Origin of the sequence: Nitrosomonas sp. Nm132, from assembly GCF_900100485.1 — a bacterium.
In the GTDB taxonomy this organism is placed as follows: domain Bacteria; phylum Pseudomonadota; class Gammaproteobacteria; order Burkholderiales; family Nitrosomonadaceae; genus Nitrosomonas.
In genome coordinates, this window is record NZ_FNDH01000026.1 from 1 (window position 1) to 22,077 (window position 22,077).

A 22,077-nucleotide genomic window follows, 5' to 3' on the forward strand; every position below is an offset into this window, starting at 1 on the left:
TGGCACTTTTGCGGGTGAGCCTAAATTTAAGTTTCATGATGAATTCCAGGCTAGTGCTAAAGTAGCTAAAAAAGACGATAAAAAAGGAAAAGAGTAAAACTGTTTGTTTCCGGTAAGATCTCATCAATATCTATGCTGGAGAAATAAAATCATTTCTCCAGCTAGATTTCTTCCTATAACCTCTGGATCTATCTTCCAAAAGAAGATAGAAGAGTGTGCACTTTGCACAATATACCTTGATGTGAATATAGAGTACAAAGGCCACAATCATGCTCGTCGGAAATGACGAGTTTTTTATTTTGGTAAGGTAGAAAATGCTTCGTTATTTCCCTGCGTCTGATGTTATTTGTGTCCACAGTAAGCGAGATTACTTCATTGCCGCTTTTACGTTTTTTTGTGTAGCAGTAAGCCTAGTCATTGACGCCCATGCGAATCTGATTATACAAAACCTTTTGGGGGTTATAGCATGGATATTCTTAATTGGATTGTTGGTGGGCGAAAACAAGGAAATAAGAATTCAAGTGGTGATTGCTGTGGCATTTGCAACAGCAGGTGAGCATTTTGCCTCTGTTTATATGGGGGGGTATACCTACCGATTTGAAAATGTGCCCTTATATGTACCACCAGGACATGGAATGGTTTATTTAACGGCCGTCGCATTGGCTCGTTCAGGTTTTTTTCTTAGATATGCGAGGAAAATTGCTGTATTTGTTGTGGTCGTGTGTGGTGTCTGGTCGCTTTGGGGTATTAGTGGTATTTCCGAGCAGGGAGATCAAGTAGGGGCAATATTATTTTGTGTGTTTCTTATCTATCTGTTTAAAGGTAGATCCCCAATGGTTTATCTGGCCGCTTTTTTTATTACTACGTGGTTAGAATTGATTGGTACCGCAGCTGGAACATGGTATTGGGCGAAGCTTGAGCCGATATTTAACTTATCGCAAGGGAATCCTCCCAGCGGTGTCGCTGCTTGGTACTGTCTAGTTGATGCCGCCGCGATGGGTGGTGCACCCATCGTCCTAAATATAATGAATAAGTTTAGCGAGTGGCTAAAAACTGATAAATCTAAACGAAGTATTCAACAGGAGATAGAGTAATCAAACAATGTTTAAATTCAGTCGAGAAGACTGAGCAGCTTATGAGTCGTATTACAGCATTTGATCAATTAAATTTATCAGATGAGCTTTTGCGAGCGATCGCAGATCAGGGCTACGTCAAACCTACCCCAATACAAGCCCAAGTCATTCCCCATATCCTCGAAGGCAAAGATATCATGGGCAGTGCCGAGACAGGTACAGGTAAAACAGCCAGTTTTACGTTACCCATGCTGCATCGATTGCAACCTCACGAAAACTCCGGCACCTCGCCAGCTAAGCATCCTCTTCGAGCACTGATACTTGCGCCTACGCGTGAGCTTGCAACGCAGATATATGACAATGTAAGAAACTATGGGAAGTATTTGCAGTTAAAAAGTACCGTCATTTTTGGTGGTGTCAGCATTGATCCTCAAATAAAGGAACTGCAAGCTGGTATAGAAATATTGGTTGCAACACCCGGTCGCCTACTGGATCATATTGAACAGAAAACAATCAATCTATCCAAGATAGCCATTTTAGTGCTTGATGAAGCCGATCGTATGCTTGATATGGGTTTCTTGCCAGATATCAAGCGCATTCTCATGTTGCTACCACCGCAGCGACAGAGCCTGATTTTTTCTGCTACGTTTTCTGAGGAAATCAAGCAGCTTGCAGACAAGCTACTAAAACAGCCGATTTTAATTGAGGCTGCAAAACGCAATGCAATTAATCAATCCATCTCGCATGTTGTGCATTTGGTTGAATCTGAGCGCAAGCCTGAATTACTGGTGCAGTTAATTAAACAAAATGATCTTAAACAAGTATTGATTTTTGTTAGAACCAAGCAAGGTGCAGATCGGTTGGTCAAACAACTTATACAATATGAATTGCTGGCAACAGCAATTCATGGAGACAAGAATCAACAACAGCGTACCCAGGCGCTCAATGATTTTAAAGAAGGGAAAATTCAGGCATTAGTTGCTACTGATGTGGCTGCACGGGGGTTGGATATAGAGAGTCTTGCTTATGTGATTAATTTCGAGCTACCGACTGTTCCAGAAGATTATATTCATCGAATTGGACGAACGGGTCGTGCGGGAAGCAAAGGAAATGCCATTTCGTTAGTCAGTGAGAATGAAAAGGAATTCCTCGCTGGAATCGAGAAGCTGCTTAAAACAAAACTGATTGTAAAGAAAGTGAACGGGTTTGAAGCTGAGAAGGCCAATCATTCGGTTTTACCACAAAATACGGATCGTCATCGGCATAATGGTAAGTCAGCACATCATAAACCTGGCTTAGACAGACGTAATAGTAGTCAGGTGAATAAGTCGCAGCCGGCTGATTATGCTAGAAATAAACCTTCCCGACCGATTGATCCAATTTTTACTCAACCCTATGTGCCCATGGCGTTAGTAAAGAAGTCAGACACACCCGATAAAATCTCTCAGTCTATCTACAAATCGAACAAGAAAGTTATTCCGGCACTTTTTGTCCCCCCCGTTATTGATAAACATAAACAAGATTAGGCAGGACGATCAGGTACCATCCAATTTCAAATGCGCAATCTCTAATCCCTCACCACATTGCCAGCATAACTGGAAATTTCGTGGATTTTGCTCACCACAAGCAGGGCAATGCACATAACCTACTTCAATCGGTGTGTTTTCGTACGCATCGATAATCGATCGTGCTTTTTCGAGATCGTCGTCATGAACAATCCATATCTCTGGATAGGTATGGGTGAAGGGAATTTCGCCTACCCCACCTTGTGCATGGGTATTCAATACCTTTGCCCGTATATAAGCATGTTCCAGCAGGTAAAGGATCATTTGCGCTTCGATCAGATTGTTAGCGGAATAGAGTTTTTTCATAATGAGTATAAAACCAAACAATGACTCTGGCTATTTTATAGAAGCTGCTGATATGTCAGGTATAAATCGATTAATTTATTTTCCTCACATCATCCGCCACTGGCACCCGCTTTTCAGCAAATACAGCACGCCGAAAAATACTTCATATAAATCAACCATCCTTGGTTTCGTCTGCTTGCGCACGCTCTCCAACAGAGACCGGATATCTTCAAATGCCTCTCGGCTAATATCGCTTGGGTATCTCTTCCTCATCCCCAGAGCCTACGACATTTACATGATCGTGAACAGGCTCTAAGAACGGTGAGCTTAGTATAGTTTTGATGAGCTTTGCCGTAATAGAGTTAAATACACTTAGTATTTAATTTAATAGGGAGTTGAAAATGGATAACGCGGGATACTACATAGCGCAGCAAAAAGAAGAAGTGCAGTTTAATCAAGCATACGGATACGGAGCATTTAATTGCAATAAAAAATTCTTTCTCTGCTGGGTAGATGGAGTTAAGTATGAAAAAGAAATAGGGGGTTGGGAGTCCCAAAGCAAGCTACTTGAAATTTTTTCCAAGTTCCATAGCAAGGGACAGATCGACAGCGATTACTTTTTGGCCAGGAGTATTCCAATCGAAGAAGATGATGATGATGAAGATTGGGATGAAGAATCTGAATATCTGCCTAAAATTGATAATCTCAAGTGTATTTAGTTTCAATACGATCTTCTTATTCATCACATCAAAGCCTATCGGTACCTACAGAGACTCGATGTAGAGTGAAGGCGGTAGAACGCGCAGGAGTTTGCTGGTGGCAACCAGCATGGTCACAATCTATGTGCGTTCTACCGTACAGAACAAAATTTTCTTGATGGCGATGAGGGAAGCATATGCATCTACCCTTCTCTTCATCGATTAGCGCCCGCGATTACCTGAATGGTGACTTGATTTTGGCGAAAACCAGCTTGTCTGTGGCATGGCCTGATGGCGTGCAGCTTCAGACATTTTCTTGGCAGGTTGTTTTTTAGATGAGTTTTGCGCATTGCCTGATAGCTGCTTGCCTGCCGATTTTGATTGGGGTGCACGATTGGGATTGCGTTGTTCTAGGCGCTCATTTTCCGTGCGACCATTTGCTGGTGGGGGGGTGCGTTTCCCAGCCTTCCTATCGATCTGGTTTGGTTTCTTGCTTTGGCTAGCGGTGCGGCGTTGTGGTTGTCTGGGCAGTCTTGGCGTTTCGGGTTCTATTTTGATAGGCGCAATAAATCCTTCGACGATTTTTTTGGGAATCTCGCGTTTAATCAAGCGCTCTATGTCACGCAGGTATTTCATTTCTTCGTGATCCACCAGCGATATCGCCGCGCCCGGGCTGCCTGCTCGGCCCGTGCGACCGATGCGATGCACATAATCTTCGGGGATATTTGGCAGCTCGAAATTCACCACTTGCGGCAGTTGGTCGATATCCAGCCCACGTGCGGCGATATCGGTCGCTACCAGCACGCGTACCGATCCCTCCTTGAACTCGGATAATGCTTTGGTGCGGGCTCCCTGGCTCTTGTTGCCATGAATTGCGGCGGCTTCGATACCATCTTTGATCAGCTTTTCTGCCAGGCGATTGGCGCCATGTTTGGTGCGGGTAAAAACCAGCACCTGTTGCCAGTTATGGTGCGTGATCAGATGACTCATCAGATCACGTTTATGACTTTGATCCACTAAATGCACTGTTTGTTCGACCAATTCCGATGCGGTATTGCGGCGTGCGACTTCAACAAAACCCGGGTTATGTAACAGAGCAGTGGCCAGCGCCCTGATTTCGTCAGCGAATGTGGCTGAAAAGAGCAGACTTTGTCTTTGTTCAGGCAGCAGTGCAAGAATTTTTTTAATATCGTGGATAAAGCCCATGTCCAGCATACGATCGGCCTCATCCAGCACGAGGATTTCGATGCCGGATAAATCCAGCGTCTTCTGGCCAGCGTGGTCGAGCAAACGGCCAGGAGTGGCGACCAGGATATCCAGCGGTTTGCACAAGCGCATGATTTGCGGGTTGATATTGACTCCACCGAATATCACAGCAGAGGTCAGTGGTAGATATTTGCCATAGGTTCTGACTGCTTCTTCTATTTGCGCAGCGAGCTCGCGTGTGGGCGTCAATATTAGACAGCGTGGGCGGCCTTTTGTATTGCTGGCAGCTTTTTTCTGACTCAGTAGTTGGAGAATGGGTAATGTGAAGCCGGCCGTTTTGCCGGTACCCGTTTGTGCGCCAGCAAGCAGATCGCCGCCGCTCAATATTTGTGGGATAGCCTTGACCTGGATAGGCGTGGGTGTGATGTAGCCGGCATCAGCAATGGCGTGCATGATGGGCTGACTTAATCCTAGTGTAGCGAAGTCAGGGGTGGTAAGGGTTGTTTCTAAGGTTTTTAGTTCAACAGACAAGATAATACTCCTGCGACGGCCTGCCACTCATGAGTAGCACCAATCGAGGCAGACGAATAAAAGATCAGTAGTGATCGACACCAGAAGAACATCGAACTGATCGGATGAAAAGAAAGTCGCTGCACTGATTGGTTGGGTGCAGGGATTTCGCATTATAGGGGCTTGCAGGATAAAAAAATGAATATTTATCAGACAAGGTCTGGATCAGACCAGTTCAATGCGGAAAGACGAGCAGAAGTTTTTTATGGTGGTCAATTCTGCAATGATTGCATAATTTGTTTCCACTGAATGGAGAAGGCACAAAATATCCTTGTTTATAAGCATAGGTAAATGGGAGGGATTGATTTGTCGATTCAATTATAAGGTATTGATAAAAGTCAATACTTTCCAGGCATGTTTCTCTTATCCTTAGCGATGCTAAAGTGATCAGCTCAGTGAAAGGGCAAGGAAGATGGGTCATTATCTCAATACTGAAAATTTCCCATGTGCAACAGTGGAAGAGAAGCAAGCGCTGGCCGGCGCTGTGGAAACCATTATCGCCAATGATTTCAAGGGAGAGATGCTTCCCATGCTGGCTGGCTACCGGAAAATTCTGGAAGACAATCGACGACGTGAAGAATGGGATGGCATCCATGAGAAACTGATGACGCTGTTTAAATGTGGAAAAAGTACGCTTCTGAATGGCCCGATGATCGGTGTTCCAATTTCCATTCGTGACAGCGATTATTTCAAGGAGACAGCTAAAAAATACGACCATAGTAGATCTATGCGGTCTCACATCGAGTGGATGGCGACGCTCTGGAATGCTGCTTACGCGAGCACGGGACTTTGGATGGGAAAAACCTTTGAGCCTGTTTCCAGAGAAGTCTTCGCTGCTAAATGTGACAATAATCCGGTGATGATGGAAAGATACGATCCAACCGTCACTAGAATAGGTCGCAATTTTTTCCGTGAACCTCATCAACCCAATTTCCTGCAAAGCTTTGGTTTACCTGTTCTCACGCAGTTCTGGGAGCTGAAGGACCGCCCTCTGGATCCGAGTGCACGGGGTTTCGATAGCCCATTACTCTCGATAAATCTCGATAAGGAAAAAGCTATTCCTTATGTCAAGACAGGAGGAATTTTCCTGGCGTTACCAGGTAATTCGGTAGTCGAGGAAATGAACGGCAAGGCAGTGTATCAACTGAATTATCGTTGGCCTGAACTCCATCCGGCTTTCCCGATGACCCGGTTGGTCAATGAACTGGTACAGATTGATGAAGGGGTTTACCTGGGCCAACTGGTGATGGCGACGCATCATTACAGCTTGGGAACCTTGCGGTTACCCTTGTTCGGAGAGTCACCTCGAGAATGGGAATTGGGTGAGGCCTATGCTGGAAACACGCAAATCGATTATGGCTATCAGAACAATGGCTTCTTTCTGATGATCGATACTTCTAGGGCCAGGCAGGTATTTGCTGATGAAGCTTTTCCAAACCTGCGGCCACGGCCCGGTGAGATTGGATGGAAGGAATTGGGTTATGACAAGTCGTCCTCTATAAAACTGGTAGTTTCTACCTCTGAAGGTGCGGACTGAAGTTAAGATTTCCATACTTACCAAGAAGAAAGACCGGTCCTTTTATTTTCTGTGCGTGACAGGATAGGAAGCGTTGCTGGCAAAAAACAACATCTTATCCTCTGCGCCTCCATAAGGATAAGCAAAACAAGTGCCGTGAAACTCACTCAAGAGTTAATATTCTAATAAGATAATCTATGTATGATGTGCAAGGATGATTATCGGTACTGAAATCAATGTGGTCAAGAGCGTTGAGAATAAAAGGCAGTCTTCTACGTTTTTTCGTGTTTTTCTTCTGGTCAGAAAGTAAATATTCTGCCTTGTGGAGGTATACAAAATGATTCTGAAAAATAAAAATCCCCATTTTGGGTGAGAATGTTGAACATGGATACTCAACAAAAACAGATTGTTGTTATAACAGGCGCTTCGGGAAATATCGGTAGTGCGCTCTGCGAAGCCTTGAGAAAAAATTATTACGTGGTTGGGCTTGATATCAATTCGTGTGATAAAGCAGATACCAGTATTGCTTGCAATCTGACGTCTGAAGATTCCGTAAAATCAGCATTTAACAAAATACGTATACAGTATGGACAGAAAATCGCTGCTGTTATTCATCTAGCGGCATATTTTGATTTTACTGGCGAACCCAATCCACTTTATCAAAGTGTCACTATTGAAGGTACCCGGCGTTTACTTAAAATTATGCAGGATTTTGAGATCGAGCGTCTCATCTATTCCAGCACAATGCTAGTTCACGAGCCAAGCGTGCCAGGCCAAAAAATCAATGAAGATATGCCCCTTAGACCTAGTTGGGTGTATCCACAATCCAAAGCCGAAGCAGAAAAAATCATCAAGCAACAACACGGCAATATCCCTTTTACTATTTTGCGATTAGCCGGCGTTTATGATAACGATAGCGCGGTACCCACATTATCTCACCAGATTGCCCGAATTTATGAACGCGACCTCAAAAGCCATCTTTATGCGGGTGATCTGATGGCCGGTCAGGCCTTTATCCATAAAGAAGACATGGTGGATCTGTTCACACGTGTAGTGGATCGCCGCAAGAAACTGCCGAAAGCCAATATCCTGCTTGCTGGCGAGAGTGAGGTGATGGGCTATCGGGAATTGCAAAACCGGATTGGTAACCTGATTTTCGGCAAGAAGGAGTGGCAAACGATAGATGTTCCGGAATTTGTCGCCAAGTCGGGCGCATGGCTGGAGGAACAAGCCGAGCCCATTATTCCTGATGCCATTGATCAAGGCAAGAAACCTTTTATCAAACCATTCATGATTGACCTGGCTTCCGATCATTACGATCTCGATATCAGCCGGGCGCGAGAATTACTGGATTGGCAGCCGAAGCATAATATTTATGATGGCTTAAAAGATCTCGTTGCCAGTCTGAAGAAAGACCCTGCCAGCTGGTATAAAAGGAACGGCATTCTGCTGCCGGACTGGGTGCAAACAGCGAAAGAAAAACATAAGAACGCTGATCAGATCAGGCGCAAGCATGAAACAGAATACCGCCGCCAGCATAATGAAAATATTTGGGCGCATTTCCTCAATATGGGTCTAGCCTTTTGGCTCATAACCGCCCCGTTGATGATGGAATACGAATCGCAAGCCTTGGTCTGGAGCGATATTATTTCAGGAGGGGTGCTTCTCGTTTTATCATTCATATCCTTATCCTGGCGTTTTGGTCTGGTTCGCTGGCTGTGTGGTGCAGTAGGATTCTGGCTATTGAGTGCGCCATTGATCTTCTGGGCGCCAAGCGCAACGGCTTATCTCAACGACACGATTATTGGTATGCTGGTCATGGGTTTTGCAGTTTTAACTCCTCCGGTACCAGGTGTTTCAGCAGTGGCGGCACAAACCGGACCGACCATACCACCAGGTTGGTCCTACTCGCCTTCTAGCTGGTTTCAGCGCTTGCCGATCATCATATTGGCATTTGTCGGCTTCTTTATATCCCGCTATCTGTGCGCTTATCAGCTTGGTCATATCGATGGTGTATGGGAGCCATTTTTTGTAGGCTCCTTGCAGGATCCACAAAATGGAACCGAAGAAATTATCACTTCATCTATTTCCAAGGCCTGGCCGGTGCCAGATGCCGGGCTGGGGGCAATGACTTATGCACTCGAAATTCTGACAGGTATTATCGGTTCTGCAAGACGTTGGCGCACGATGCCCTGGCTGGTGATATTATTCGGTATCATGATTGTGCCATTGGGCATCGTTTCCATTTTCTTTATCATCATTCAACCTATCCTGATCGGGACATGGTGCACCTTATGTTTGATTGCTGCAGCGGCCATGCTGATACAAATTCCCTATTCCATCGATGAATTGATCGCAACTGGTCAATTTCTTTACCGTAGAAAGAAACAGGGACGCTCGCTTTTACGCGTTTTCTTCCAGGGAGATACCGATGAGGGAAAATGGGAGTTAATTGAAGAGGATTTTGTACAAAGACCATCAAAAATTCTCAAGGAAATACTGGGGGGGGGCGTGACGTTACCCTGGAATTTGGTGTTGTGTATCCCCATTGGGATTTGGCTGATGTTTACGCGTGCCACGCTGGATGCAGGAACAAGTATGGCCAATGCAGATCATTTAATTGGCTCACTGGTACTGACTGTGGCCATCACTGCTCTGGCCGAGTCGGGTCGTGCCAGCCGATTCTTTATCATACCACTTGGCACCGCTTCATTAGTCACCCCTTTCTTTTATGACACAAGTATGGCGTCATTGATTTCCAGTATATTATGTGGATTGCTTTTAATCGCATTCAGCTTGCCGCGTGGGGCAATACACAATCGTTACGGAAAGTGGGACCGGTTCATTGTTTGAGGGGATCGTAGATCACTCCAGGTGCGCGAATTAGAACTATCCCAGATTTTCCATTAGAAAATTTCCCTAATGGAAATGAATACAATACTGGAATCACAAGCGAATAATGACGGTACAATGCTAAGCAGGCTCTGATCCTTGTTTTATAGAGCAGAAAAATTAATAGCCTGAATTTATTTTCTTTATCGCTGTTTGTGCTTGCCAAGTAGATCATCAGTATGATCTCCAATCAAGCGATCTTTGTTCAAAAGAGATAAAAAAGGAATGAAACCAGGAAGGCAAAATACCTTCTCCATTTTAGATACGCCGACTAGGGTAGTTTTTCTCCAAAGAATTCCAAGTGTAAGCACAGTGCATAAAAATAGTATTGCTAGTACCAAAGGCTCTTTAATCATTTGGCCTAGCCAGCTAAAACCGCCATCTAGAACCCACATTAAGGTCAAAAGGATACCGATAAGCAGGCTAACCCGAATATTTCACAAATTGACACGTGCCCTCACTTGCCTTTTGATTAATAAGAAAGATTTTGCTCAGTCGGGTGTATGAATCACTACACCCCTTCTTCTCAAAACTTCCCTATTAATCAAAATCCTGCGTGATCATCACGCGAATTTATGAAATATTCGGGCTAACCATTTGCTCCACATATCAAGCTTTGCGCCAGATCGGATGAATTGGCTAGTTTCTCATGCATCTGACCTTCTACACTCGATCTTGAGTCAACCTGCAGAATTGTCATTTTGAAATGATAGTCCTTGGCTTTATTCTGATAATCAGATCACAGGCTTCACGGACGGCGCCATGCCCACCCGGACGGGTACACACGTAATGAGCCCGCTGCAGAATTTCCGGAACGGCGTCTGCTGGACAAAGGGCAACACCTGCCTGGCTTAGGCACTCTAAATCACAGAGATCGTCTCCCATATAGGCAATATCTTGTAAAGAAATACCCCATAACTTAATCTTGCGCTCGAGTGCTGCCAATTTATTTCTTATTCCAGGATAGTATTCAGCAATATTGAGTTTTTTCATTCTCGCAGCCACAGCAGGGCTGTCTTCAGAGCTGAAGACACAAACCCTGATGCCATTTTCACGTAGCAATTGCAAACCATGCGCATCGCGAGTATTAAACTTTTTTAGCGCCTCGCCATCCGCTCCATAATACATGCCCCCATCGGTCAGAGTACCGTCCACATCCAGTATGAATGCCTTAATCTGTGAAGCACCCATCTGGATTGAGGCCAATTTCTGCCTGAGCAAAAGTTGTTCCACCACAATCCAGTCAGCTTCATCGTCTATCTCGATTGCAGTTTCAGCAGGCATCTCATGAATACCAATGCGTCCCCCTAAACGGCTCCCTGTTTCTTCCAATACCTTTGCTCGAGTCAGATAAAAGGCACCATTTTCCATTAGCCATCCTTCAAAATCCTGCCGTCTTGGACGTTTGGCAGGATGGTAGTTAAGGGGTGTTCCTGATTGAGTCCAGAAAAAACGTTTCGATGATACCGCAGTCAGCAGAGAGTCGAGATTTTCTGCAACAAATTTATGCCTGGCAGCATGGAAATCGTCTGCCTGGGTAAGCGGTGAAGTTGCCTGAATCAGACCTACCACATCAAACGATATTCGTTGTTGAAACTCAAGCAGTGCACTTTCTGTACTGGCTGTGTCTGTGCACGTTTCAGCCGAGCGATCCAGTACCGTCACACCGGAAGAAAATTCATCCAGTACCATTCTGCGGATTCTTGATGAATCAGTGGCAACGTAAATTTCGTTGAAACACTGTGAGACGATTGCCTGTTCCAGACTCCAGGCAAATAACGGTCGGCCTGCGATGGAGCGGATGTTCTTATCAGGAATCGATTTTGAATTCGCGCGCAAGGGCATGAAAGCGACCCAACGCATCAGTTGAAATGAACTCCTTTAAAGCGTTTGAGCTTGTTGCGCTGTGGCAGCTCGATTTCCAGTATGGACTGATCCTTAAATGTCAATGCATTGGATACGGCGCGCACATCCCGAACCAGCTTGCGTAATCCATCCGGCTCCAATGAGGCGGCATGATCGGTTCCCTTCCAGGTTCGATCCAGAGTAAAGTGCCGTTCAATCCAGGAGGCGCCCAATGCCACGGCTGCAGAATCAACAGCTATACCGAGATGATGCCCTGAGAAGCCAATTTCCTTAATGCGTGAGCCAAATCGGTCCTGTATCGATCGTAGCTCCAGCAAGCAGACTTGTTCAAAAGGAACAGGGTAGCCTGAAGTACAGGCATACAAGACAACTCGATGGGCGGCGTCAGATGCTTCCATCAAAGCTACAATCTGTTCCAGCTCAGAGGGGGTGGTCATACCTGCGGAGATATGGATGTCACCGCGATAATTGCGAGCAAGAAATTCCAGCATGGTGAAATTGAGATTGCACGCTGACGGTATCTTGATGAATTCTGGGCTGAGACTTGCAATTTCCATTGCTGAGGTAATATCCCAGACTGAGGTCGAATAACCAACGCCATATGCTTGGCACCACTGCTTCAACTGTTGATGCTGCTCGATATCAAATTCTAGAAATTCACGATGAGCACCGTAGGTTCTCCCATAGCTATTTTGAGAATTGGGGTGGGGTGCATGGTATTCTTCTGGCGTGAGCAATTCCTTATTCGATCGTTTCTGGAACTTGACGAAATCACATTTAGTGAAGCTCGCAGCGACCCTTATCATCTCCCGAGCAATCTCAATGTCACCTTTATGGTTACAGCCTATTTCAGCAACAACTTTGGGTGTTTTCATAGATAGATAATGTTGAGTGAGTCATTCAATCCTACAGACAAACAAATTTTTATTACAAATTTACTGTACTATATTCCAACTATCAGCCAAATGATATTTTCAATTTAATGGCCCCCTCCAAGAAATAGGAACTTTAGGCGCTAATCCTAAACACATGCTTTGCATAAGGTTCAACTTTGATCGTATTAAAGCGCTTCAATAACTCACCAAAACGTCCAATTTTCTGCTCTACTTCTACCACTGAGAGTTCCGGAAAACGGTGATCATGATATGCCTGCCGGTTAGGACCTGAGCGGCGCATATATAGACTCGTCAAAGCAGCCTTTAGCCTGGCAAATAGCTGCCCTTGAAGATAGGTGCCGAGTGGTTTGGCTGGCGGCTGTTTTTCATTGTAGCCACCGGCTTCCAGAACATCAATAATCCGCTCACAAGCAAATGGCCCGTCTCGTGCAGCCAGATAGTAATCGATGAGATCTTGGCGTTCCTGACTCTCCGCTGCTCCCAAATCACCCCTAAGAATCTGAGACAAAGTCTCCGCCAGCTCTTGAAAATTAAAACATTGATAACTGAGCTTGGTAGGCAAGCCCTGAAAGTCATAGTCATAATATTTGTTCAGTGTCGCTAAATAGGAGATAGCAGGAGCCCCTAGAACATAAGCCTCCAGGCCAGTCGTGCACCCATTGTGTACCATTGCTTTTGCAGCGAGTAACCAGGGAATAACATTGCCCTGATTCGTTATAATGACTCGCGGGCATTTTGCAGCAATCTCGTGGTAAAGCTGATAGCTTTCACTCGGGTGAGGCCGGACAACAATGGTTAGCTCAGGAAAGGCTTGCTCGAGCATGGGAATGAGCTGCTTGAAGTCCCCCAGAATTGCCAGCTTATGATCTCGCAGTCCTTCAGCAAATTCCCTGCTCATTCCCATGCCAGCTTGACCAAGACGTGCCGGCTTCAGGTGATTTTTTGTTGGCAGAAACAAACCCACATGCGGAATATAGGGGTTTACATCACTAAAGTTGGTGTTGATAAGAATAAAATCTCCATAAAGATTACGCAACTTTTCAACCTCGGTAGCAAAGTAAGGGCGAATTTCTGATCGCAGCATGTCACCGCGCGGATTTCCGGTAATATGGATGGGCAGATTTTCGGGCAGTGCAGGGTACTGCCGAAGCAGATCAACATTTTCCTGACCCCAGGCAAATACATGGGATACATTTTTGATAGTCAGAGGAGACAGGCGGAGAGAAAAATAGGTCGCTGCTGGCGGATGGACCAGTGCCTCTTCTTCCCATGCAATAATCTCATGACCCAGTTGGCGCAGGATCTTAAACATCGAGTTGCTCAGGCTACGCATACTTTTCGCTAAGTAAACGCCCCTTGGAATCGAGGCCGCCTGGAAATGAGTGAAGGCCCGGGAACCGATGATGACCGGAAAACCGCGTTCGGCTGCGACACAGGACAAAAGAATTTTCGCATCCAGTTCGCGAACTTGGCTTTCCACAGGGATGATAAGCGTTGAGGCTTGATTTTTCATATGAAATAGCGTCTGAATTAAACAGTCATTGGATAAAGCCGCTCAGTTGTCACGGATGTGATGGCTTTTTCATTCTCCAGCATCTTCCATCGATCGGAAAAAGCGTTGAAAATCTGGGGATTATTTGAAATGGCAATAATTTCGTGATTCAACCAGAAGGAAGGCTTCGTCCAATTAAAACTGCCAAAAATCGACCAGTTCTGACCACGGTCTTCCACTAACACGAACTTAAGATGCATGGGTAGGCCATTAAATTGCCTACACCGCCTGAAATGAATTCCGGCAGCGATCAGACGGTGTTCTACAGTGGGAGTGACACGCCGGAGCGTTGGCTCCGCAATGACTTCCACCATTGCACCGCGGTTAGCAAGCTCGATCATCACACCAACAGCGCGCTTCGTTCTGATGTGCGATGCCGCGATGCGGACATGCGCACCTTTACCCACCTGCTGCAGGAATTGCATGACTGGATGGGGACGCATGCTGGGTAAAAAATGAATAGTGGTATCAATACCCTTGATGGCATAGTTTGCGTGAGCAGAAAATCGATAAAGTAATCCAGGCGGGGTTTGATGCAACTGTCGGGCATGCTTTACCAGTTGCTCGACGAGCAACGGCTCATGAAATCCAATGAGCATATTATGGCCCTGATTCTGATCGCCAATCTCCCGAATGAGATCCGGCCGCTCTTCCAGCCGGTTTCCTGATGGATTAAAAGAGCCGATGAAGGCAACGGGTTCAGGATGCGAAAAGCAGTACAACTTTTCATGTAATTGAGGTCTCCATGACCTCCTTCGAGGGGAAGGTATTCCTGGAAGTGTTATTGTACGAAACCTGTCACCCAGACCTTCTGGTCCCGAAAGCATGGCAATCACATTATCATTGGCATCGGAAACACGAGGTTTGCCTGCCAGGCACACCGTAACCCTGACTCCTCGCCTGTGGGCCTGAATGAGGGCTCTGGCCACCTCTAAATCACGAAAATAATAAGTAACCCAATCGATAGAGCCGCCCGCCGGAACAGCTGCGATATGCTGTGTCAACAGATTACGAAGATAACCTGATGATCGGTCTGGTCCACCAAAATAAATCTCGTAAGCTGAGTTCATTTGCATAATGAATGCACCTTCAAGGGGGCATACTTGGCAACAACGGTTCGTCTCAGATTAAACGCTAGCAGTTTACCGAATCGGTTATTACCAACAGGGCCGCTCTTGGCACGCTGGACGATATCTAAATCGAGCGCCTTATTATTGGCCTCGATTAAACAAGGACCCGTGTCAAGTATAGCGATATCCCAGCCGATTACCACCTGATCTGAGAAGAGGCGGCTATGGGCATGCTGTACAAAATGGATCAATTCAGGCCAGCACGGAAGCTTGCGATACAAGATTGGCGCATTCGCCTCAGGATGTCTTTCGTACCCTCCGTCTGTCGCTGTTCCCCAGGCCCCACGAGTGCCTCTTCCTGATACACCCGTCTGGATATCGACATTCGCTGCAATTCCTCCGGCATGGTAATTGCCGACGACCGAAGCGGTACTGCGCGCCATACGAAAGGCCGCATTGGTCACTTCATAGTCATCTGACTCATTACGACAGCTCATAACATGGATGGTGGCCAGCGTACCATTGGCAAGATCGATTATTTCTCGGTGGTTTACGAGCCGTGGCTGAACAAGATAGGCCTTGTGCTCTGAAGTTTTCTGCAAGCGTCCAAGCATTTCGTCTCCCGTCATGATCTTGCCATCGCTATATCGAAATTGCCCTGAACCCAAATAATTCCAACGCGAAGTACCTCCTCCACCTTGCTCAGCCGATGGTTTCACGAAAAGATCCATTTCAGGCAGCTCTTCTGTACTCCGCCAATCAATTTTGATGATTTGCCCTTTCTCAATAATCCAAAGGATAGGTGTTGTTGCAATGCCATTATCATTGCAGCGAGTCTTGAGGCGTGCCTTGTCCTTGATGCACCCTGCACTGCGTTCGGCAGGGATAGGAAGACCTCCATTGTAATATCGCAATAACTTGTAGAGACCCGCTTTCATTTCGAAGTGATTCAGGTATTCACCAGCATGCGCTTTCTTACTGTCATCGTGCAGTTCAAAAATGTAGCGCCAAGGTGGCAGGATTGCAAATCGGTTAGCGAGTCCGATTTGCTCATAGGTTTGCCGGGCAATTCCCTTGCCCGTTTGTTTTTTGATGAAGCGTCCATTGAGCGTAGTGAAGACTGTGGCCAGCAAGGCTGCCATAAATGGTACCAATGGGAGTGCTGCATACATTATGAAGCGATCAACCAGCCTGGTTTCGTTCCATATTTCACGCTGGAAGTACCGATGGATTGAAGCTGCTACCGTACCATCATCGGGTAGCTCGGAGAAGATCAAGAATGCCGCACTCAAATCACGCGTGATCTTGTCTATACTCAAATCAATTTTTTTCATTGCTGTGATTCCTCCCAATTTGCATCAGGCAGATACATGATGAGTTGAATTAGCTTTCCACGCTCCCTTATTCCTAATCCAGGAGGCACAGCTCCATCCTGTGCTTATTACCAGTTTGAGTTACAAATTATCGTAAAATAGGAGATGAGTGAATACGTGCAAATACGTAGGAATAATCTTCATGTTGCACGAAAGAGATCGGCTATAGAAGTGCTAGCAGGAATATTAAGAGTTGCTGAGAAAGCACAGATAAATGCAGCATGCATCTGCCTTCTCTGGTCGTTCATCGCACTGACAAATTACTTGGAAAGTAATCTGGCTGGGTAATCTTGTGTCGTCGTCTTTTTAAGCGATAGCATCTTTATTTCCAACCTAAACTAAACGCCACGGCCCCAAAGTGTTGGTGAAACACGCAACAGAAGAGGAATGCCGGGCATCATCCATATGCTTGAGACACGCCTGTCTGCACGTCACCAGTCACGAAGGATGATCCTGTTCACCGCACCCAAGCGTAGTGGTTGGCTATTCATCTGCAGGCACAGCAAGGTGGGAGGATACTGGGGGAGTGCCAACTTATTATCAGATTTGATCTTTCTTTGCTGATCTCTGCTGAGCCTGCGCTTCTAGCAAACTCACATAACGTGGCAATACATCTGCATCGGAACCATCAATTATTTCCTTGATAAAGCGCTGCCGATGTTTCTCTCTATACAGAGAATCACAGCCATTGGAAAGAAATTCATTGATTCTTTGATAGACGTCATCACGGCAGCGTAGTTCTGTTTCGGGCATGAACTCAGCGACTACAGAGCGACCAGCATGCAGGTAGTCGGCTGCCAGCACCGGTTTTCTTGCTTTGATTGCTTCAAATACGACCGAAGTAGCGAGATCAATAATGATATCCGCCCAGTTCATCAAATGAATCGAGTGAATACCGTCTCCCGCGATGCTCACATTCGACAATCGGTGCAGTGAAGCATCCTTGGTCAAGGATTGTTTCCAGCCGCCACGGGTATGGGGTTTGATCACCAATACTATTCCCGGAAAAGCAGCAATCATTCGCACCACCTCGCCAACCTCTTCCCAGAAAATTGTAAAATCACTCTTTCTCAGGAACATCACGATTTTGAACTGATTGCCGGAGCTTGCCAGCGGTGAAGGGGGTAGCAATTCTTCCAATTTGGCTAACCATTCGTCGCAGTAGCGTGGTGAGCCCAGTACTGTTAGCACCTGATCATCCATAAACGGGCGAAAGCGTTTAGCGCATAGTTCGTTGGGCACGACCAGCTTATCGAATATTCGACCCGCGGAATAGAGGTTATCCGGCTGAAGGCGCCATTCTCCATGCCGTATCAGCTGACTGGCATGAGGACTGTCTCCATGAGGAAGCGATACCGCTCCCAGACCCATGGCGTGCGCCATGGATACAACCATTTCGACCCACTCCAGGGAAACTGGCGAATCTCTTGTGATCCAGTCGAATACCACCACACCATTGCTCAGGTTGACAAAACTATGCATTAACAGGTGATGGGTCGTATTTCTCCAGATTCGCTCACGTTTGCCCGCATCGAAAATCCGACTCAAAGCAACAACAAGTGGACCCGTGAGTGAGTGCCGTAAACCCCGGCTCAACAGCAGCGTTTGCAGTCGCCATCCGGCATATTGAAGCACTGGCAACAACTCACGGATATGAGCGACACGTACGCCATCCAGTTTATTCAGATATTGAATACGGTAATCGTTCCGAAACTTCGGGTTACCTATCAGAATGATGTCGCAAACATGGTCGGATTCAATCCATTTGGAAATGACCGGAGTAATATGATCGATATCATTATAATGACGAAGAAAGAAAAGCGCTTTCATTCAATTTCTTAGAAAGTATCCATCCAAGATGGAATGGAGAAGTAAATTAGCTCCGGCAAAACTGGGCGGTGTCCTAAATTTTGTGTAAACGGAGCTTAAGTTAATGATTAGCCAGAATATTTCATAAATTGGCACGTGCCCTCACTTGTCTTTTGATTAATAAGAAAGATTTTGCTCAGTCGGGTGTATGAATCACTACACCCCTCCTTCTCAAAACTTCCCTATTAATCAAAATACTGCGTGATCATCACGCGAATTTATGAAATATTCGGGTTAAGCATTCGCTCCTCAAACAAAATTGTAAATCGGTTCAAAACAGCTTCACAAGCGGTGAGGAATTAAACCTGAAGAGATTAAAACTTCATCAATCGTTTCTCAGCATCCCTCATCGTAGTGGTAAGATGGACGACGGTACGTAGATCAGCAGCGACTGTCTTGCGCTTTAACCGTGCATCAAGTGCTTGCTTGATTTCGGCTATGATCGCTCAACTCTCGATGAGTTCCTGGATTCATAAGGGAGTAGAGATAGCCTACAATAAGCCCAATCAGCTAGCTGGTTAGAGTTAGAATAAGGGGTTTCCTTCTCGGACTGGGTGGTGTGTCGCCACTTGGGTAACCTAGGATAATCGGTACAATGATGGAAAATTCTTCCGGAATATTTAATCTGACTTTGATGTTTGGCGTATTTAAAGCAGTCAATGCAGCACCGATCACACAGCTTCCCAGTTCCATGGCACATGCTGCCAGCATCAGATTTTCAGCTGCTAGCCAGCAATCCGCTGCTACGAAATGCCCTGTTTGTTTCGAGCAAATCAGAACCAGCGTGCTCGCTCCGTAGAAAATGTCGAAATTAGGTTCCGTAAAGCAGCCAGGGGCGCGGCCTGTCCCTTGGAGTTCCTGGACAAACAGGGGTTTGGCGCGATCTGAAATGTCTTTTAATAGTTGCTTATCACGGATAATAGCAAATGCCCATGGCTCCTCATGCAGTGCCGTGGGTGCATGGACAGCTGCTTCAAGTAGTATGTGAATAGCGTTCAGACTGACTGCCTGCGCGGTATAGCTACGAACACATCGTCTGGCCAAAATAGCTTCAAAAACAGTCATCTCAACATGGGTCTCTAGCATAGCAGACTCCTATTTATAGGTTGATTCGTAAGTGCTACCGTATCAGGAATCGTTGCGACAGACTATCCGTATAAATACGTATATATCTTCCTGCTTGCTGGAGAGGGGACATTGTGCCTATAAGGAGGCAGGATAATGTTTATGAGCCTAATCCACTTTCATAGGCAATACGTGCAAGATCAAGTAAATTGATTGCACCGGTTTTGTGCATGATATTGGATCGGTGAATTTCTACCGTGCGGAAGCTAATGCCGAGACGGGAGGCGATTTCCTTATTGTGATATCCCTGAATAGCAAGTTCCATAACTTCGCGCTCACGTTTGGTGAGGCTTGTCAGGCGCGATATGGCGTCCTGATTATGTTGGTTCGCTTCTAGCAGTTTTTTATTTTCAAGAAAAGCTGATTGGATAGAGTCAAGGAGTTTTGCGCGGGTAATCGGTTTAGTTAGAAAATTGGTTGCACCAGCCTTGATTGCCCTGACACTCATGGGGATATCGCCATGCCCAGTCAGAAAGATAATGGGCATCATACAATTGCAATGAGACAGTTTTTCCTGAAGCTGCATGCCATCTATTCCAGGCATGCGTACATCAAGGATAATGCAGCCTTTGCAATCAGGTTGATAAGCGCTCAGAAAGGTTTCTGCATTCTCAAAGGTTTGTACGCTGACTCCTTCCTGCTTGAGCAGGAGTGTCAAGGAATCCCTTACTGCCGGGTCGTCATCCACGATAAAAACGATGGGCTGTTGAGAAATCATGAGGCAAAAGGTAGCGTGAAGTGAAATGTGGTGCCATTGCTGACATCCTGATCAACCCAGAGTTGACCGCCATTTGCTTCGATGAGCGCGCGACTGATCGACAATCCCATGCCAATCCCCGTTTGTTTTGTTGTGAAGAAGGAATCGAAAATATAACTGACTATTTCTTGGTCAATCCCAGGACCAGTATCAAGTACAGATACTATAACCAAGTTTTTTTCTTTCAAGGTTTTTACAGCGATAGTAATTGCTGGAAGCGATATATTCGCTGCGCGCATTGATTCCACGGCATTTCTTAATAGGTTTACCAGGGTTTTCTGTATGTGTAAACGATTGGCAAGTACCACGGGAAGGTTGGGTTCCAATTGCAGTATTTGATGAAAATCGCTATAGCCATCGCTATGTACAATTTTCAAAGCATCCATTACCACTGCATTCAGGTTCAGTTCTTCAGTAACCATTTCGCCCTTTTGTAGAAAGGTAACCAGCTCGTGCAGCCTATGGCCGGCACGTTGAGTTTGTTTAACACAGTTTTCAAGCGCATGTTTTACTTCGTTAGTGTTGAAAGTGCCACTTTCCATCGCGCATAACGCGACTTCACTATAGGCAGAAATTGCAGTAAGCGGTTGATTAAGCTCATGAGCAATGGCGGAAGCCGTATGAATCGCTATTTGCTGCTTAAAAAGTATTTCTGTTTCAGCGCGATGGATTTGAAGTTCTTTTTCGAGCGTTTTGCGCTTGGTAATGTCTCGTACCGTCCCTACAAGTCGGCTTGCGCGCGCACTTTCAAAGTGAACTTGTCCAGCGATGACTACCCAGCGCTCAGTTCCATCAACAGGATTGATGATACGAAACTCTGCATGGTATTCACCATTTCCAGCGGAATTGATAGCACTATTGAAAGCAGCTTGGTGGATTGCGCGGTCACTAGGATGAATTGCAGCGAGGAATTTCTCATGAGTCATGATTTCATCTGGGCTGCTGCCCCAAAGCTCATGCATTCGTTCATCACAGTGAACCATATTGTGTTTGAAATCGAAATCAAGAACACCCAATGCCGCGGCCTGTTTGGCCAGCCACAACCGCTCTTCGCTGGCTAGCAACGCTTTCTCTGCCTGACGACGCCGATCGATGACTGTCAATGTGACCAGAACATAGAGCCCTTTTTCCATAACTATTGGACTCAGAGCAATATCTACCTTTAGCTCCTGACCACTGCGATTCAAAATGACAAGATCCCTGCCATTACCCATGGCGCGTTTACGTGGCTTGCTGAAATAAACTTCCCGATAGTGCTGATGATGTTCCCGGTAGCGGGATGGCATGAGTTGTTCGACTTTCATGCCGCGTAACTCATTTTCCACATAGCCAAACAAATTCTGTGCAACTGGATTCGACAACATGACGTGGCCAGCATCGTCTATCAAAAGCATGGCTTCTGGCATCGCATGGAACAGTGTTTGTGAGCTTAGGTATGTAAATGAATCAGTCACAGTATGTTTAATCATTAGATTCGTGCTCTGAATATGTTGCAGTCTACGATAAAAAAATAGTCTGCGTCCATTATCTGGTGATAGTCAGTACCAGCCAACGATGTATCCATACGTATCTGTACGTATTTAATCCCTTCTTTTTTTGCGGTAGATTATGACTGGCAGTTGACGTCAAAGGCATAAAGTCACTAAAGTAGAAATGTAATAGGTGAGTGCAGATTAAATGTGTGATAGCTGCAGCGATCGCGGCTAAATCACTTTTTAGGGGTTCCATTCGTTATCAAGGAGATTAGAAATGGAATATCCATTT

16 protein-coding genes and 2 pseudogenes are annotated in these 22,077 nt (G+C 45.7%); 6 read left to right on the plus strand and 12 right to left on the minus strand.

The features are described 5' to 3' along the window. The 3 genes and pseudogenes from BLP80_RS15195 to BLP80_RS09890 form a co-directional block, all read left to right on the plus strand. Positions 1-97, plus strand: a pseudogene (locus tag BLP80_RS15195) (cytochrome C554); the annotation flags it as partial. Positions 98-314: 217 nt separating this feature from the next. Next, positions 315-1,094, plus strand: coding sequence for a hypothetical protein (locus BLP80_RS09885; RefSeq protein WP_090542799.1), 780 nt, complete (start codon positions 315-317; stop codon positions 1,092-1,094). Between the two features lie 41 nt (positions 1,095-1,135). After that, a complete protein-coding gene (locus BLP80_RS09890) occupies positions 1,136-2,599 on the plus strand; it encodes a DEAD/DEAH box helicase (RefSeq protein ID WP_090542801.1) in 1,464 nt (487 codons plus the stop codon). Between the two features lie 9 nt (positions 2,600-2,608). Here BLP80_RS09890 and BLP80_RS09895 read toward each other — a convergent pair whose 3' ends face one another. Both BLP80_RS09895 and BLP80_RS09900 read right to left on the minus strand, forming a co-directional pair. Next, entirely contained in the window at positions 2,609-2,944 is a 336-nt protein-coding gene (locus BLP80_RS09895; protein ID WP_090542854.1) for a putative signal transducing protein, read from the minus strand. Positions 2,945-3,031: 87 nt separating this feature from the next. After that, positions 3,032-3,196: pseudogene (locus tag BLP80_RS09900) on the minus strand (IS5/IS1182 family transposase); the annotation flags it as partial. Between the two features lie 128 nt (positions 3,197-3,324). On the opposite strand from BLP80_RS09900, the gene BLP80_RS09905 reads away from it, so the two are divergent. After that, positions 3,325-3,642 (plus strand): hypothetical protein, encoded by a 318-nt coding sequence (locus BLP80_RS09905; RefSeq protein WP_090542802.1) that lies wholly within the window; start codon positions 3,325-3,327, stop codon positions 3,640-3,642. 201 nt (positions 3,643-3,843) lie between these two features. Here BLP80_RS09905 and BLP80_RS09910 read toward each other — a convergent pair whose 3' ends face one another. Next, entirely contained in the window at positions 3,844-5,280 is a 1,437-nt protein-coding gene (locus tag BLP80_RS09910) for a DEAD/DEAH box helicase (protein ID WP_090542856.1), read from the minus strand. Positions 5,281-5,809: 529 nt separating this feature from the next. Here BLP80_RS09910 and BLP80_RS09915 point away from each other — a divergent pair. Continuing rightward, positions 5,810-6,934, plus strand: a complete 1,125-nt coding sequence (locus tag BLP80_RS09915) for a hypothetical protein (RefSeq protein ID WP_090542804.1) — start codon at positions 5,810-5,812, stop codon at positions 6,932-6,934. Positions 6,935-7,297: 363 nt separating this feature from the next. After that, a complete protein-coding gene (locus BLP80_RS09925; protein WP_256325037.1) occupies positions 7,298-9,766 on the plus strand; it encodes a vitamin K epoxide reductase family protein in 2,469 nt (822 codons plus the stop codon). 735 nt (positions 9,767-10,501) lie between these two features. Here the strand turns inward: BLP80_RS09925 and BLP80_RS09930 are convergent. The 9 genes from BLP80_RS09930 to BLP80_RS09970 form a co-directional block, all read right to left on the minus strand. Then, entirely contained in the window at positions 10,502-11,668 is a 1,167-nt protein-coding gene (locus BLP80_RS09930) for an N-acylneuraminate cytidylyltransferase (RefSeq protein WP_090542809.1), read from the minus strand. Beyond that, positions 11,668-12,546: an N-acetylneuraminate synthase family protein gene (locus tag BLP80_RS09935; RefSeq protein ID WP_090542811.1), complete on the minus strand. Its 879-nt coding sequence runs from the start codon at positions 12,544-12,546 to the stop codon at positions 11,668-11,670. Before BLP80_RS09935 ends, BLP80_RS09930 begins: the two co-directional genes overlap by 1 nt. Positions 12,547-12,679: 133 nt before the next feature. Then, positions 12,680-14,080 carry a surface carbohydrate biosynthesis protein gene (locus tag BLP80_RS09940; protein ID WP_090542813.1) on the minus strand — a complete coding sequence of 467 codons (1,401 nt, stop codon included), beginning with the start codon at positions 14,078-14,080 and terminating at the stop codon, positions 12,680-12,682. Between the two features lie 17 nt (positions 14,081-14,097). Then, the gene (locus BLP80_RS09945) at positions 14,098-15,195 is read right to left on the minus strand and encodes a phospholipase D-like domain-containing protein (protein ID WP_090542815.1); all 1,098 of its coding nucleotides are present in this window, start codon (positions 15,193-15,195) and stop codon (positions 14,098-14,100) included. Beyond that, positions 15,186-16,523: a sugar-transfer associated ATP-grasp domain-containing protein gene (locus BLP80_RS09950; protein ID WP_090542817.1), complete on the minus strand. Its 1,338-nt coding sequence runs from the start codon at positions 16,521-16,523 to the stop codon at positions 15,186-15,188. The genes BLP80_RS09945 and BLP80_RS09950 overlap by 10 nt, the downstream gene beginning before the upstream one ends. A gap of 579 nt (positions 16,524-17,102) precedes the next feature. Beyond that, positions 17,103-18,392, minus strand: coding sequence for a hypothetical protein (locus tag BLP80_RS09955; protein ID WP_090542819.1), 1,290 nt, complete (start codon positions 18,390-18,392; stop codon positions 17,103-17,105). 549 nt (positions 18,393-18,941) lie between these two features. Further along, positions 18,942-19,517, minus strand: a complete 576-nt coding sequence (locus BLP80_RS09960) for a nitroreductase family protein (RefSeq protein WP_218120422.1) — start codon at positions 19,515-19,517, stop codon at positions 18,942-18,944. Positions 19,518-19,656: 139 nt separating this feature from the next. Then, positions 19,657-20,274: a response regulator transcription factor gene (locus tag BLP80_RS09965; RefSeq protein ID WP_090542820.1), complete on the minus strand. Its 618-nt coding sequence runs from the start codon at positions 20,272-20,274 to the stop codon at positions 19,657-19,659. Next, complete coding sequence (locus BLP80_RS09970) at positions 20,271-21,782, minus strand: PAS domain S-box protein (RefSeq protein WP_090542822.1); 1,512 nt, start codon at positions 21,780-21,782, stop codon at positions 20,271-20,273. The genes BLP80_RS09965 and BLP80_RS09970 overlap by 4 nt, the downstream gene beginning before the upstream one ends. Between the last annotated feature and the right edge of the window lie 295 nt (positions 21,783-22,077).

What these genes read in the sequence shown, in the direction of transcription:
- BLP80_RS09970 (WP_090542822.1), bottom strand. Translation starts at nt 21,782, where the DNA reads ATGATTAAACATACTGTGACTGATTCATTTACATACCTAAGCTCACAA.
- BLP80_RS09935 (WP_090542811.1), bottom strand. Translation starts at nt 12,546, where the DNA reads ATGAAAACACCCAAAGTTGTTGCTGAAATAGGCTGTAACCATAAAGGT.
- BLP80_RS09955 (WP_090542819.1), bottom strand. Translation starts at nt 18,392, where the DNA reads ATGAAAGCGCTTTTCTTTCTTCGTCATTATAATGATATCGATCATATT.
- BLP80_RS09960 (WP_218120422.1), bottom strand. Translation starts at nt 19,517, where the DNA reads ATGCTAGAGACCCATGTTGAGATGACTGTTTTTGAAGCTATTTTGGCC.
- BLP80_RS09915 (WP_090542804.1), top strand. Translation starts at nt 5,810, where the DNA reads ATGGGTCATTATCTCAATACTGAAAATTTCCCATGTGCAACAGTGGAA.
- BLP80_RS09905 (WP_090542802.1), top strand. Translation starts at nt 3,325, where the DNA reads ATGGATAACGCGGGATACTACATAGCGCAGCAAAAAGAAGAAGTGCAG.
- BLP80_RS09910 (WP_090542856.1), bottom strand. Translation starts at nt 5,280, where the DNA reads ATGCACGCCATTGCTGATGCCGGCTACATCACACCCACGCCTATCCAG.
- BLP80_RS09940 (WP_090542813.1), bottom strand. Translation starts at nt 14,080, where the DNA reads ATGAAAAATCAAGCCTCAACGCTTATCATCCCTGTGGAAAGCCAAGTT.
- BLP80_RS09890 (WP_090542801.1), top strand. Translation starts at nt 1,136, where the DNA reads ATGAGTCGTATTACAGCATTTGATCAATTAAATTTATCAGATGAGCTT.
- BLP80_RS09965 (WP_090542820.1), bottom strand. Translation starts at nt 20,274, where the DNA reads ATGATTTCTCAACAGCCCATCGTTTTTATCGTGGATGACGACCCGGCA.
- BLP80_RS09945 (WP_090542815.1), bottom strand. Translation starts at nt 15,195, where the DNA reads ATGCAAATGAACTCAGCTTACGAGATTTATTTTGGTGGACCAGACCGA.
- BLP80_RS09885 (WP_090542799.1), top strand. Translation starts at nt 315, where the DNA reads ATGCTTCGTTATTTCCCTGCGTCTGATGTTATTTGTGTCCACAGTAAG.
- BLP80_RS09950 (WP_090542817.1), bottom strand. Translation starts at nt 16,523, where the DNA reads ATGAAAAAAATTGATTTGAGTATAGACAAGATCACGCGTGATTTGAGT.
- BLP80_RS09895 (WP_090542854.1), bottom strand. Translation starts at nt 2,944, where the DNA reads ATGAAAAAACTCTATTCCGCTAACAATCTGATCGAAGCGCAAATGATC.
- BLP80_RS09930 (WP_090542809.1), bottom strand. Translation starts at nt 11,668, where the DNA reads ATGCGTTGGGTCGCTTTCATGCCCTTGCGCGCGAATTCAAAATCGATT.
- BLP80_RS09925 (WP_256325037.1), top strand. Translation starts at nt 7,298, where the DNA reads ATGGATACTCAACAAAAACAGATTGTTGTTATAACAGGCGCTTCGGGA.